This window comes from Muriventricola aceti, assembly GCF_025567565.1.
GTDB classification, from domain to species: domain Bacteria; phylum Bacillota; class Clostridia; order Oscillospirales; family Oscillospiraceae; genus Lawsonibacter; species Lawsonibacter aceti.
On the sequence record NZ_JAOQKF010000002.1, the window covers coordinates 77,697 to 90,624 of the forward strand.

Genomic DNA, 12,928 nt, shown 5'->3' on the forward strand with positions numbered 1-12,928 from the left:
CTCCTTTCTGAAAATCTGCCCCTGAGGGGGCGTAATATATTTTAACAGAATAAGGAAATCTTATTCCATTAAAATCAGATCACAGCAGGACAGCCACTGCACTGCCCACTGCAATGGAGCAGGCGGCGCCCAGCTCTTTCATGGTGGAGACCTCCTCCACCGGGACTTCCTTTTCTTTGGCCAGCCTCGCCAGCGGCTCGGTGACCCGGGGGTCTGCGTCGGCGGCCAGGAACAGCTTTTTAGCCCGCCCGTCGTTGAGGGCGCGCTTGACCTGCTTGGCCCCTGCCACCTTATCGGCGCTGTTCAGTTCACTCAGCATTCCGGTGCCCTCCTCCCTCCTGTTTCAGAAGCAGTCATCGGGTAAAAGGGCGCAATAGCCCCTCCCACCGCAAGTTGAGATTATAGCATTTTCTCTCCGTCCCGTCAAGGAAAATCCGCCGTGAAATCCACAAATTTTCTCTCCCCGCCCCTGTTTTTTCGGCAAATGGCAAAATTTTTTCCCTTGGAGGCGACACCCTGTGTAAAGATATTGCGTCTATACAGGCAGAGGGATCTGTTCACAGGGGCCAAATACGCTGCTAAGATGATAAAATGAAACGGAGGATTCCTTTGAATCGATCTTCAGACAAATCAGGAATAAAACACGGGGATAGCGCCATACTATGGAAACTCTACGATAAGGAGGAGCCTGTATGACCGCCCATGTAAATGAAAACTGTATCGGCTGCGGCCTGTGCACCGGTATCTGCCCCACCGCCTTTCTCATGACGGACGAGGGGGTGGCCGCCGCCCGGGACGAGATCCTGCCAGAGTGGGAAGGCCAGGTCCAGGAGGCCGCCGAGAGCTGCCCCACCAGCGCCATTGAGGTATCACATTGAACACAGAGGGGGCGGGCCCGTGGGCCCGCCCCCTCTGTGTTCTATCCTTCTGCCTGTATCTGTTCCAATATCCTTCCAATGGGTCCGGCGATGGCCAGGTCCGCCCGCCTGTCGTATGGCGTGGGGCTCTTGTTGATGAGGACCAGCCGGTCTCCCCGGTAGTAGTTCACCAGACTGGCCGCCGGGTAGACCGCCAGCGAAGTGCCCCCTATGATGAGCAGGTCCGCCTGCTGGATATCGGCCAGAGCTCCCTCCAGCACCCGGCTGTCCAGCGACTCCTCATAGAGGACCACATCAGGCTTCACCGTCCCCCCACAGGAACAGGTGGGTACCCCCTGGCTGTCACGGATAAATTCCACGGGATAGGGCTTTTTACAGCGCGTACAGAAATTCCGGTGGACCGAGCCATGCAGCTCCCACACCCGCTTTGACCCGGCCATCTGGTGCAGCCCGTCAATGTTCTGGGTGACCACTGAGCGGAGCTTACCCACTCGCTCCAGCTGGGCCAGCTTCCGGTGGGCTGTATTGGGCCGGGCATCCAGGCAGAGCATTTTGTCCCGGTAGAAGCGGTAAAATTCCTCCGGCCTTCGGTCAAAGAAGGTGCGGCTCAAGATCTCCTCCGGGGGATAGTCATACTTCTGGTTGTACAGGCCGTCTACGCTTCGGAAGTCAGGAATGCCGCTCTCGGTGGACACTCCAGCCCCGCCGAAAAAGACAATGGACTCGCTCCCATCGATCCACTCCTGAAGCCTTTTGATCTGTTCCTCCATGGTCGTTCTCCTTCTTCGGCATGATTCAGCGGAACACTTTGTCCCGCAACTTACACAGGACCTGATACAGCGGGTCGGCCAACACCAGGGCCAGGACAAAATTTCCCCCACAGTGGAGCAGGTCCGCCGGGATACCGGATATCCACCAGGACAGGGCCGCCCAGGGGCCGCCGGTGACCCAATAGGGGACCGACATCAGCGCCCCGAAGGCCAGTCCAAAGGTGCCGCTTGCCATTGCGAGTAACAGCGGGCGGCCCGGAGGCAGCTTGGTACAGATCAGGCCCCACAGGGGCCAGACATAGAGATAGCCTAACCACCACATAGGGTTGAAGCCGTACAGCAGTCCCTCTACCACCACAAAGGGAAGGATGATCGAGAGGACTTGCCTTCCAAAAACAAGAGCGTACACCAGGATGAGCAGGGAGACCGGCTCGATGTTGGGCAGAGGGGACAGGACCATCTTCAACACCGTCAGCGTGGAGGCCATCAGTCCACAGAGCACCACTTTTTTCGCCCCGTTGAGGGGTCTCCTCTCTCCCATGGTCAATAGGTAGACAAAGTCAGCTCAAAGTGGTCGCCGTCCTGGACCGGGGTGGTGTCCACTCCGGTGTTCACCATCTCGCCGTCCTGGGTGACGCGCCACCACTGGTTCTCACTCTCCTGGGCGGTCTCCCCGTCTACTGTAGTAATATATAAGCCGAACTGGCTGCTCTCGCCCTTCACAAGCTTTTCCTCGACCAGCACCTGACCCAGATACTCGGCGTCAGTGTGGTAAGTAAACTCCTTAGCGCTCTCGTCCCCGTGGACCACCTCCACCACCACAGTCTTGTCGCCCACCTGGGTCTGGGGCCTGGTGAAGTACCAGAGGCCGGCCATGAGGGCGGCGACGATCATCAGCGCTGCGGCCGCCAGCAGGGTTTTCCTGTTTCTCATAATATTTTCCTTCCGCCCTTGCCGTCACTCGCGGCGCGGGCAAGCAAGCTCCCAGGCAGGTCTTCTGACTCAAGGCTCTCCACCCGCTCCCCCGCCTTCCCGGCAGATGCCGGCGGCACATCGGGGGTAGGCTCCCCTCTCACAGCGGCGTGACCGTGGACATACGTCTCTTCCCTATTCTCCCGGAAACCGGGCACCTGAGGCGGGAATATTATAGCACAGCGTCTTAGAAAAGGAAAGCAGGACTTGTGGCGTGCCGAGTTGTTGCACCATACTGGATGCCCACAGGCGCATCACTTCCCGTCAAGGGGGGCGGTCAGGGCAGTCCCTGTGCCACCTTGACCGCTTCTTTGATTCAGTGCACGACGGCGTCCTCCGCGGTGAAGCCGCCCAGGGAGCCCTCCTTGACTTGAATGCAGACATAGGTGACGCCGGAATCCTCCGCCGCGGAGAACTGTCGCTTGGCAGCCGGGGCGACCCGCAGCCAGTCCCCAGCGGCGAGGGAGACGTTCTCTCCGTCGATGATCGCCCTGCCCGCTCCCGCCAGGATACCGTAGATCTCCTCGTTTCGCCTGTGGGAATGTACAAAGGGCACCCCCGCCCCAGCGGGGAGCCGGTTGACGCTGACCTCCGCGCCGGTCAGGCCCAGCTTATCATGTAGTTCGGCGCGGTCCTCAGTCCCAATGTTGATTTTCGTGTAGTTTGTCATGGTTTTGACCTCCAAATCTTGTTTGCAAGTCGCCTTGCGTGCCTTTAGTGTACAGCCACCGCATACTCGGCTACAAGTACGCACCTTTTTATAACTGTACACGCGAAAAACGATGTGCTATACTGTGCCCGGAGGTGTATCGCCATGAAAACGAAGGAGGAACTTCCGGCCTGTCCAGTGGCCACCGCGGTATCCTTAATTGGCGGGAAGTGGAAGCTGCTGATCCTGCGCAATTTGAAGGCGCGCCCGTGGCGCTTCAACGAGCTGCAGCGGGATCTGGACGGGATCTCCCAGAAGGTGCTGACGGACAGCCTGCGCCAGATGATCGATGACGGCCTCGCCTATCGCCGGGACTATCAGACCATGCCCCCGCGGGTGGAGTATGGCCTAACCGAGCTGGGAAAAGAGATGCTGCCCATTATCGACGCCCTGGCCGATTTTGGGACCTATTACAAATCGACGCTCCAGCCGTAACGCCCCGCCACCCCAAAATTTTTCACCAAGGAGAATGCTATGGACGCTATCATTCAGGCCCTAGCCCGTGAGCTGGGCCGCAGCGAAGCACACATAAAAAATGTGGTCAACCTTATCGACGAGGGAGCCACCATCCCCTTTATCGCCCGGTATCGAAAAGAGCTCCACGGCTCCATGGACGACCAGCTGCTCCGCCAATTAGCGGACCGGCTCCAGTATTTGCGCAATCTGGAAGCCAGAAAGTCGGAGGTAAAGGCATCTATCGAGAACCAGGGCAAACTCACCGAAGACCTGGCGGCTGCCGTCGATAGGGCGATAACTCTGGCTGAGGTGGAGGACCTTTACCGTCCCTATAAACAAAAGCGGCGCACCCGGGCCACCGCAGCCAGAGAACGGGGGCTGGAGCCCCTGGCTCTGCTGCTGTTTGGCAAAGGGCCTGCCGTGACACCGGAGGAGGCGGCGGCAGATTTTGTCGATCTGGAGAAAGGCGTGGAAACTTTGGAGGACGCCCTTCAGGGGGCAAGCGATATCATCGCCGAGCTTATCTCGGACGATGCGGAGATCCGCAAGGAGCTCCGGGACCTGTATCTCCGACGGGGCGTGCTGGTCTCACGGGCGGCGGACAAGGAGCCGGAGGATAGTGTGTACCGGCTTTATTATGACTTTAAGTGTCCCGTAGGGCGCCTCCAAGGCTATCAGGTGCTAGCCGTCAACCGTGGAGAGCGGGAGGGTATTTTGAAGGTATCGGTGGAGCTGGACCCGGAGACCGCCCATGTCGCCGTCCGCCGCCTCACTGTCCCTGGAGCCGCCGCTATGGAGTTCGTCCGCAACGCGGCGGACGACGCCTACGACCGACTCATCCAGCCCTCTATGGAGCGGGAGATCCGCAGTACCCTCTCTGACCAGGCCAACGAGGGAGCCATCCATATGTTTGCCCTAAATTTGAAGCCATTACTCATGCAGCCCCCAGTCAAGGGCAAGGTCACCATGGGGCTGGATCCTGGCTACCGGATGGGCTGCAAGGTGGCGGTGGTGGACGGCACTGGAAAAGTGCTGGACACGGCGGTGGTCTATCCCACCCACGGGGAGCGGCAGAAGCAGGAGTGCATCGCCAAGCTGGCCGCTCTCATCAAGAGATATGGGGTGGAGCATATCGCCATCGGAAACGGTACCGCCAGCCGTGAAACCGAGCAGATGACGGTAGAGCTCATCAAAAAGATAGGCGGCGGAGTGTCCTACATGATTGTCAGCGAGGCGGGGGCCTCCGTCTACTCGGCCAGCAAACTGGCCGCCGAGGAGTTTCCCCAGTTCGATGTAAACCTGCGCAGCGCCGTATCCATTGCCCGGCGGCTCCAGGACCCCCTGGCCGAGCTGGTGAAGATCGACCCCAAGGCCATCGGCGTAGGCCAGTACCAGCACGACATGCCCCAGGCCAGGCTGGGTGAAACGTTGGACGGTGTGGTGGAGGACTGTGTCAACGCGGTGGGAGTGGACGCCAATACCGCCTCCCCCTCCCTGCTCCAGCGGGTGTCCGGCCTGACCGCCGCCACCGCCAAGAATCTAGTGGCCTACCGGGAAGAAAATGGCCCCTTTACCGCCCGGAAGCAGCTTTTGAAGGTGCCAAAGCTAGGCCCCAAGGCCTTTGAGCAGTGCGCCGGCTTTCTCCGGGTGCCGGAGAGCGGCAGCGTGCTGGACAACACCGGCGTCCATCCGGAGAGCTATGGAGCCGCGGAAAAGCTGCTGGCGGAGTGCGGCTATACGCTGGACGACGTGAAGGCAGGGGAACTGTCGGAATTGAAGGCCAGGGCGGAGGCCATCGGGCTTGCCCAACTGGCAGAGAGATGCGGAGCAGGACTTCCTACCCTGTCCGACATCATCAAAGAGCTGATGAAGCCGGGCCGGGACCCACGGGACGAGCTGCCGCCCCCCATCCTCCGCACTGATGTTATGGAGGCCAAAGACCTAAAGCCGGGCATGGAGCTTCAGGGCACCGTGCGCAACGTTATTGATTTCGGCGTCTTTGTGGATATCGGTGTACATCAGGATGGCCTGGTCCACATCTCTAAGCTGCCCCGGCGAGTGAAGCACCCCTCCGAACTGCTCACCGTAGGGGATATCGTCACCGTTTGGGTCCTGGAGGTAGACGAGAAGAAAAAGCGGATCAGCCTAACCATGAAAAAGCCGGGGTGAATCGATCGATATGAATCTGGAAGGTATCATCACCGCTGTATTGTGCTTTGCCTGTATCGGCCTGTTCCACCCTATTGTCATTCGTGCCGAGTACCACTGGTCCGCCCGATGTTGGCCCTTCTTTCTGTTGGCCGGACTGGTTTTTCTTGGGTGCAGTCTGCTGGTAGACAACTCCATAGGCGCCTCTGCCCTGGGGGTGCTGGGGTGCAGCTGTCTTTGGAGCATCTTGGAGCTGAAGCAGCAGGAAAAACGGGTGGCTAAGGGCTGGTTCCCCTCCAACCCCAAGCGGGTTTCTAAGCAGAATAACTCCAGGTCCCACGCATAGAATGAAAAAAACAAAAGGAGGTTCCCCATGCCCGCTTCTGCCGTGTTCGACCTTCACTGTGACACTCTCACCGCGTTTATGGACCCCACCCGCTGCCGGGACACGCTGGACGACCCCCTCTCCTCCTTTGCCCTGTCCAAGATTCCCCAGGGGGTAAGCTGGTGCCAGTGCTGCGCCATCTTTATCCCCGACGGTCTGACCCCAAAGGAGGCCGAGGGCTACTACGCCTTCCACCAGCGCAGTTTTATCCGCCAGATGGGCTGCCTGTCCTCCCAGGTCCTTCCCTGCCGCACCGCCGACGATATCTGCCGGGCCTGGGACTGTGGAAAGGCGGCGGTTATCCTCACTGTGGAGAATGGAGCAGCCCTGGGTGGACGGCTGGAGCGCATAGAGCGGCTGGCCCGGGACGGAGTGCGGATGATGACCCTCACCTGGAACGGAGAAAACGAGCTGGGCTCCGGCCATGAGACGGACCGGGGCCTGTCCTCCTTTGGGAAGGCCGCCGTTCAGGAGTTGGAGCGGCAGGGCATCCTGGTGGATGTTTCCCATCTGAACGACCAGGGCTTTCAGGACCTGCTGGACATCGCGGAAAAACCCTTTGTAGCCAGCCACTCCAACGCCCGGTCGGTGTGCGGTCACCGGCGCAACCTCACTGACTGGCAGATCAGGGAGATGGCCGCCCGCGGGTGTCTGATCGGGCTGAACTACTACTCCCCCTTCCTCCGCTCTGACGGCTGCCCCGCCGGCCTGGACGATCTGTACCGCCATGCGGCCCACTTTCTGGACCTTGGCGCGGAGAACTGTCTGGCTCTAGGCTCCGACTTCGACGGAGCCGACCTGCCCCCCTGTCTGGACAGTCCCATTAAGGCGGCGGGACTGTGGGACTATCTGACCGGACGGCGCATCCCCCCCACTCTGGTCCAGAAGATCATGTACCAAAACGCTCTGAATTTCTTCCGGGCCGGGTTGTAACCCCTCTTTTTCTATCGGACAGGCGCAAAAAACCGGGAGCTTCTCGCTCCCGGTTTTCCTTATCCCTCCATATGGCGGCCAAGGAAGCCGGCGATGGATTGGGCCAGCTTGTATTCCACCTCGCCGCCCTCCAGATCCTCCGGCCGGCCGACAAAGACTACGCTGCCCAGCACGTCCCCCTCTGAAAGGATGGGGGCCACGGTGTCCAGGCAGAATTTATCTTCTCCGGTACACAGGGGCAGCGGCGCCTCTCCCCCCTTGTGCTGGTAGATCTGCCGCCCCTCCATGAGCCGTTCCAGTTCAGAGGATACCTGCTTTTCCATCAGCTCGCGCTTGGGTGCCCCGGCTACCGCGATACAGCTGTCCCGGTCGGTGATGACTGTCACCCGGCCCGTGGTCCGGTTCAAGGTCTCACACAGCTGGCCGGCAAAGTCCACCAGCCCGCCCATCAGGGAGTATTTTTTGAAGATCACTCCGCCATCCTTATCTGTGTAGATCTCCAGCGGATCGCCTTCGCGGATCCTCATGGTGCGGCGGATCTCCTTGGGTATGACAACGCGGCCCAGGTCGTCGATCCGGCGCACGATTCCAGTCGCTTTCATCTATGATTTTGCCTCCTGCGGTTCAATTTACTGTGACAGGCATAGTATCTGCTGGAACAGGTCAGATATGCAGAATTTTGGCTGGGTTTGTTTGGCAAAAGAAAAAATTGCGTCAGAGCCGCTCGCCCCAATCCTCTCCCTCTAGTTCTTCCGGAGGCACGCCCAGCAGCAGCAGCGCACCGGCCACCGCCAGGTCGGACATAGCTCTCCCGTCTGGTCCCAGAGGCAGCGGAAACTCCTGCCGCTCCACCACCTGGCCGCCCAGGGTCACCAGTTCCCGCTGGAGGGCAGCCCACAGCCTGTCCCCCTCCCGGCTGGAAATGGTCAGGCTGTCCCGGGGCGAGCTTCCATAGCTCACCGCGCTCGCCGCCCGAAGCCCCTCCAGCATCCTTCCCGCGTCCCCTGGCAGCAGGATGGTCCGACAGGCGCCTGGGAGCTCGGCGCCTTCGGCCGCCGCCTGGGGTGATACCACCAGCAGGGCCGGGTGCTCCAGCGCCGCATACCGCTCTGTCATACCGCCTCTCCGAGAGAGTGCTCGCAAGATACGTCCTTCGATGCCCTCTCCCGACTCGATGACCTGAAAACACTCCATACCCATCCCCCTTTCTCACAGTCTTTGGCGTTCTTATGTCCTTTATGCACCCGGAGCACAGGATGACCTCCCCTTTCCTTGACTTTCCACCGCAATTTTTGGTAATATTATATATAGTGTATGATTGCGTCCTTTTCTATAAAAATGAAATCCCAGACGCCGGCACAACCGGCGGGCTTTGAAATGTGAGGAACAGAATACTATGGCCCAGAAAAATAACAGTTACGGCAACCAATCCATTTCCTCCCTGAAGGGGGCCGACCGGGTGCGTAAACGCCCCAGTGTTATCTTTGGCTCCGATGGGCTGGAGGGCTGCGAGCACGCCGTTTTTGAGATCATGTCCAACGCCATCGACGAGGCCCGGGAGGGCCACGGCGACCTTATCACGGTCACCCGGTTTGAGGACGGCTCGATCCAGGTGGAGGACCAGGGCCGGGGCTGCCCGGTGGACTGGAACGAGACAGAGCAGAAGTTCAACTGGGAGCTGGTCTTCTGCGAGCTGTATGCCGGCGGCAAATACAACAACCTTGACGGGGACAACTATGAATATTCCCTGGGCCTCAATGGCCTGGGCGCCTGCGCCACTCAGTACGCCAGCGAATATTTTGACGCTGTCATCTGGCGGGACGGCTTCAAATACACCCTCCACTTTGAAAAGGGGGAAAATATTGGCGGGCTGAAAAAGGAGCCCACTGACCGGGGCCGGAAGACCGGCTCCACCTTCCGCTGGAAGCCCGACCTGGAGGTGTTCACCGACATCAATGTTCCCGTGGACTACTATCTGGACACCATGAAGCGTCAGGCGGTGGTCAACGCCGGCGTCACCTTCCGCTTCAAAAACCAGGTGGGCAGCAGGTTCGAGACTACCGACTTCCGATATGACAACGGAATCCAGGACTATGTGTCAGAGCTGGTGGGGGAGGATGCACTGACCCAGCCTGTGTTCTGGCAGACGGAGCGAAAAGGCCGGGACCGGGCCGACAAGCCGGAGTACAAGGTGAAGCTGTCCGTGTCCTTCTGTTTTTCCAACCGGGTCCAGGTCATCGAGCATTACCACAACTCCTCCTGGCTGGAGTACGGCGGCTCCCCGGACAAGGCGGTGCGCTCCGCCTTTGTCTCCGCTATCGACGGCTGGCTGAAGGGGCAGAACAAATATACCAAGAGTGAGAGCAAGATCACCTTTAACGACATCCAGGACGCCCTGGTACTGGTCTCCAATGACTTCTCTACCCAGACCAGCTACGAAAACCAGACCAAGAAAGCTATCAACAACAAATTTGTCCAGGAGGCCATGACCGACTTTCTCCGGTCCCAGCTGGAGGTCTACTTCATTGAAAACCCTCAGGAGGCCCAGAAGATCGGTGAACAGGTGCTTATCAACAAGCGGGCCCGAGAGAACGCGGAAAAGACCCGGCTGAACATCAAAAAGAAGCTGACCGGCACCATGGACCTGGCCAACCGAGTACAGAAATTCGTGGACTGCCGCACCAAGGACATCTCCAAGCGGGAGCTGTATATCGTGGAGGGCGACTCCGCCATGGGCAGCGTCAAGATGAGCCGGGACGCCGAGTATCAGGGGATCATGCCGGTCCGGGGCAAGATCCTCAACTGCCTGAAAGCCGACTATGGCAAGATCTTCAAAAGTGAGATTATCACCGACCTGCTGAAGGTGCTGGGCTGCGGCGTGGAGGTAAAGGACAGGCACGCCAAGGACATGGCGGCCTTTGACCTGTCTGCCCTGCGATGGAACAAGGTCGTCATCTGTACCGATGCCGATGTGGATGGCTTCCAGATCAGGACCCTGATCCTTACCATGCTGTACCGCCTCACCCCCACCCTCATCCAGGAGGGGTATGTGTACATCGCCGAATCTCCCCTGTACGAGATCACATGTAAGGAAAAAACCTGGTTTGCCTATTCTGACAAGGAGAAAAATGACATTGTGGCCTCTTTGGAGGGGAAAAAGTGCGAAGTCCAGCGTTCCAAGGGCCTTGGCGAGAACGAGCCTGACATGATGTGGCTGACCACCATGAACCCAGAGACCAGGCGGCTTATCAAGGTCATGCCCGAAGATGTGGAGCGCACCGCCTATATCTTTGATCTGCTGTTGGGCGACGACCTGGCGGGCCGGAAAAGTCACATTGCGGACAATGGGCATAAATATTTGGAGCTGGCGGATATCTCCTAAGCCTTTCTGGATATGCGGAGGCGGGCGCAGTATCAGAAAATGAGGCAATCCCATTGAGTGCTGACATCATTTGTATCTGGCTGCTCCTATTGGGCATCCTATTATCCAAAGCTGACACCGCTGTTCAAGCACCCTGCTATTTTGAAAAATGGCGGCATATATCTGGCGAAGAATGGCGGATGACACTCCAGAAAACCGCCGCCGTCTTTCTAAACGGCTTGGGTATTTTATTCCGGCTCTTTCCGAAACATCTATCCCGCTTCTTATTCTGTTCTGTCTTTCCCACGCCACCTCATAGCGGAGGAATCATCTATGAACCTGTTTGACATCCTGGGGCCTGTCATGGTGGGCCCCTCCAGCTCCCACACCGCCGGAGCGGTACGCATCGGGCGGATGGCACGGTCACTGTTAGGTCAGGAGCCCGTGAGGGCCGAGCTGTTTCTCCACGGCTCCTTCGCCTCTACCGGCGAGGGGCACGGCACCCACCAGGCCCTCATCGCCGGCCTGCTGGGGCTGTCCCCGGACGACGACCGAGTGCCGGGCAGCTTTGCCTTGGCGGAGGAGCGGGGCCTGTCCTTCACCTTCTCCACCCGGGACCTCCGGGACGTCCACCCCAACAGCGTCCTGATCCGTCTGGAGGGGGACCAGGGGGGACAACTGGAAGTAGGTGCCTCCTCCCCCGGCGGCGGCCGCATCCTGGTGTTCCAGGTGGACGGGCTGGACACCTCCTTTACCGGGGCCCTGCCTACCCTGGTGGTCCACAACTCCGACCAGCCCGGCTGCGTCAGCCAAGTCACCGGAGCGCTGGCACAGCGGGGCATCAACGTGGCCACCCTTCAGCTCAACCGGGGTGGGCGGGGTGGTAGCGCAGTCATGGTCATCGAATGCGACCAGCCCATTCCTAAGGAGGCTGCCCAGGCGGTCCGCGCGCTGCCCGGTATCCTGCGGGTCACCCGATATACGCCTGAGTCGGAGGAACGTCAATGATCGAGTTTACTTCTATCCAACAGATGCTGGAGGAAACCAGTTCCTCCGGTCTTCCTCTCTGGGACGCAATCCGTCAGGCAGACTGTCAGCGTCAGGGCATCTCCCCACAACAGTCCTGGGACAAAATGGCCGTCATGCTTCAGGCCATGGAGGACGCGGACAGAAGCTATCAGGAAACGGACCGCTCCCACAGCGGACTGTCCGGCGGCGACGGGGGCAAAATGGCCCGCTATATTCGGGCAGGCAAACCCCTCTGCGGCCCCTTCCTGTCTGAGGTGATGGCCGGAGCCCTGCGTATGGGGGAGTGCAACGCCTGTATGAAGCGCATCGTGGCCGCCCCCACCGCCGGGGCATGCGGGGTACTTCCCGCTGTCCTGCTCCCCTATGCCAGACAGTTTCAAGCGGGAGCGGACAGGCTGGTAGAGTCTCTGTATGTGGCCTCCGGCTTTGGCATGGTCATCGCCACCCGAGCCTCCATCTCCGGGGCGGAGGGCGGCTGTCAGGCAGAAATCGGTTCCGCGGCCGCCATGGCCGCCCCCGCCCTGGTCCACCTTCAGGGCGGGACCCCGGAGCAGATGGCAAACGCCTGCGCCATGGCGGTGAAGAACCTGCTGGGACTAGTATGTGATCCGGTGGGCGGGCTGGTGGAGGTCCCTTGTGTTAAGCGCAACGTCATCGGGGCTATGGACGCCCTGTCTGCCGCCCAGATGGCCCTGGCGGGTATTGAGAGCCGGGTGCCTCCCGACCAAGTGCTGGACGCTATGCGTGAGGTGGGCCAGTCCCTCCCACACACCCTGCGGGAAACAGGCAAAGGCGGTCTAGCCGCCACCCCCTTTGGCTTGAGATACACGCCAAAGGAGGTAGATAAACGATGAACCGTTCGTCCCACTCCCTGGTCGTCGCTCTGGCCGCCGGGCTCTTTCCCTTTCTCGTTTTCTGGGACGGGTTTCCCATGCTGCCTGTCCTGGACGGCTGTATCACAGCTGCTTCCGCTCTGCTTGGTCACCACTGCCTAGTTTCACAGCGCCTCCCCGCCACCCAGGCTGCCCAAGCTGTGCCCGAGGATATACGGCGGCGCTGGTGCCGGGTACTTGGCATCCTGTTTCTGACCAACGCTGCCCTGGCCCCCCTGGGGTTTCTTCTGTGGAACATCCTTCGGTTTGATCAGGATCTTATTCTATTGGCTCAAATTTTGAGCTTTTTTCTCCTCTGTCTGGCCAGCCTGATCCCAGTGCGGCAGGCGGCCGGGAAGCGTTCCAACTCCCAATCACAATATCCTCTTGACAAGAGTGTAAGATAGGACTGATA

General features: G+C 59.6%; 16 protein-coding genes and 1 riboswitch. Of the genes, 9 read left to right on the forward strand and 7 right to left on the reverse strand.

What is annotated here, in order from left to right:
* Window positions 1-79 precede the first annotated feature (79 nt).
* A complete protein-coding gene (locus OCV64_RS02430; RefSeq protein ID WP_147570663.1) occupies window positions 80-319 on the reverse strand; it encodes a L7Ae/L30e/S12e/Gadd45 family ribosomal protein in 240 nt (79 codons plus the stop codon).
* 373 nt (window positions 320-692) lie between these two features.
* Between OCV64_RS02430 and OCV64_RS02435 the strand changes: the two genes are divergently transcribed.
* Window positions 693-878 (forward strand): ferredoxin, encoded by a 186-nt coding sequence (locus tag OCV64_RS02435; RefSeq protein ID WP_262669204.1) that lies wholly within the window; start codon window positions 693-695, stop codon window positions 876-878.
* A 41-nt stretch (window positions 879-919) separates the two neighbouring features.
* On the opposite strand, the gene OCV64_RS02440 is transcribed toward OCV64_RS02435, so the two are convergent.
* The 4 genes from OCV64_RS02440 to OCV64_RS02455 form a co-directional block, all read right to left on the reverse strand.
* On the reverse strand, window positions 920-1,648 hold the full coding sequence (locus OCV64_RS02440) for an NAD-dependent protein deacylase (protein ID WP_262669205.1): 729 nt from the start codon (window positions 1,646-1,648) through the stop codon (window positions 920-922).
* Between the two features lie 25 nt (window positions 1,649-1,673).
* Window positions 1,674-2,150, reverse strand: coding sequence for a hypothetical protein (locus OCV64_RS02445; RefSeq protein ID WP_262669206.1), 477 nt, complete (start codon window positions 2,148-2,150; stop codon window positions 1,674-1,676).
* Between the two features lie 41 nt (window positions 2,151-2,191).
* Window positions 2,192-2,581, reverse strand: coding sequence for a DUF4430 domain-containing protein (locus OCV64_RS02450; RefSeq protein WP_186852707.1), 390 nt, complete (start codon window positions 2,579-2,581; stop codon window positions 2,192-2,194).
* 37 nt (window positions 2,582-2,618) lie between these two features.
* Window positions 2,619-2,797: riboswitch (cobalamin riboswitch) on the reverse strand.
* 139 nt (window positions 2,798-2,936) lie between these two features.
* A complete protein-coding gene (locus OCV64_RS02455) occupies window positions 2,937-3,290 on the reverse strand; it encodes a cupin domain-containing protein (RefSeq protein WP_186852708.1) in 354 nt (117 codons plus the stop codon).
* Between the two features lie 144 nt (window positions 3,291-3,434).
* Between OCV64_RS02455 and OCV64_RS02460 the strand changes: the two genes are divergently transcribed.
* Genes OCV64_RS02460 through OCV64_RS02475 form a run of 4 tightly spaced genes read left to right on the forward strand, consistent with a single transcriptional unit; the run spans window position 3,435 to window position 7,251 of the window.
* A complete protein-coding gene (locus OCV64_RS02460) occupies window positions 3,435-3,764 on the forward strand; it encodes a winged helix-turn-helix transcriptional regulator (RefSeq protein WP_147570669.1) in 330 nt (109 codons plus the stop codon).
* 39 nt (window positions 3,765-3,803) lie between these two features.
* Complete coding sequence (locus OCV64_RS02465; protein WP_262669207.1) at window positions 3,804-5,954, forward strand: Tex family protein; 2,151 nt, start codon at window positions 3,804-3,806, stop codon at window positions 5,952-5,954.
* 10 nt (window positions 5,955-5,964) lie between these two features.
* A complete protein-coding gene (locus tag OCV64_RS02470) occupies window positions 5,965-6,279 on the forward strand; it encodes a DUF4491 family protein (protein ID WP_147570671.1) in 315 nt (104 codons plus the stop codon).
* Window positions 6,280-6,306: 27 nt separating this feature from the next.
* On the forward strand, window positions 6,307-7,251 hold the full coding sequence (locus OCV64_RS02475) for a dipeptidase (RefSeq protein ID WP_262669208.1): 945 nt from the start codon (window positions 6,307-6,309) through the stop codon (window positions 7,249-7,251).
* A gap of 59 nt (window positions 7,252-7,310) precedes the next feature.
* Here OCV64_RS02475 and OCV64_RS02480 read toward each other — a convergent pair whose 3' ends face one another.
* The gene (locus OCV64_RS02480; RefSeq protein WP_262669209.1) at window positions 7,311-7,853 is read right to left on the reverse strand and encodes a stage V sporulation T C-terminal domain-containing protein; all 543 of its coding nucleotides are present in this window, start codon (window positions 7,851-7,853) and stop codon (window positions 7,311-7,313) included.
* Window positions 7,854-7,965: 112 nt separating this feature from the next.
* Window positions 7,966-8,445: a hypothetical protein gene (locus tag OCV64_RS02485; RefSeq protein WP_262669211.1), complete on the reverse strand. Its 480-nt coding sequence runs from the start codon at window positions 8,443-8,445 to the stop codon at window positions 7,966-7,968.
* Window positions 8,446-8,647: 202 nt separating this feature from the next.
* Between OCV64_RS02485 and OCV64_RS02490 the strand changes: the two genes are divergently transcribed.
* The 4 genes from OCV64_RS02490 to OCV64_RS02505 all read left to right on the forward strand — a co-directional run bounded on the left by OCV64_RS02490 (window position 8,648) and on the right by OCV64_RS02505 (window position 12,920).
* Window positions 8,648-10,633 (forward strand): DNA gyrase/topoisomerase IV subunit B, encoded by a 1,986-nt coding sequence (locus OCV64_RS02490; RefSeq protein WP_186852712.1) that lies wholly within the window; start codon window positions 8,648-8,650, stop codon window positions 10,631-10,633.
* A gap of 312 nt (window positions 10,634-10,945) precedes the next feature.
* Complete coding sequence (sdaAB, locus tag OCV64_RS02495) at window positions 10,946-11,620, forward strand: L-serine ammonia-lyase, iron-sulfur-dependent subunit beta (RefSeq protein WP_147570690.1); 675 nt, start codon at window positions 10,946-10,948, stop codon at window positions 11,618-11,620.
* Complete coding sequence (sdaAA, locus tag OCV64_RS02500) at window positions 11,620-12,495, forward strand: L-serine ammonia-lyase, iron-sulfur-dependent, subunit alpha (RefSeq protein ID WP_262669393.1); 876 nt, start codon at window positions 11,620-11,622, stop codon at window positions 12,493-12,495. Before sdaAB ends, sdaAA begins: the two co-directional genes overlap by 1 nt.
* Window positions 12,492-12,920 (forward strand): hypothetical protein, encoded by a 429-nt coding sequence (locus tag OCV64_RS02505; protein WP_240287108.1) that lies wholly within the window; start codon window positions 12,492-12,494, stop codon window positions 12,918-12,920. The genes sdaAA and OCV64_RS02505 overlap by 4 nt, the downstream gene beginning before the upstream one ends.
* Window positions 12,921-12,928: the final 8 nt, after the last annotated feature.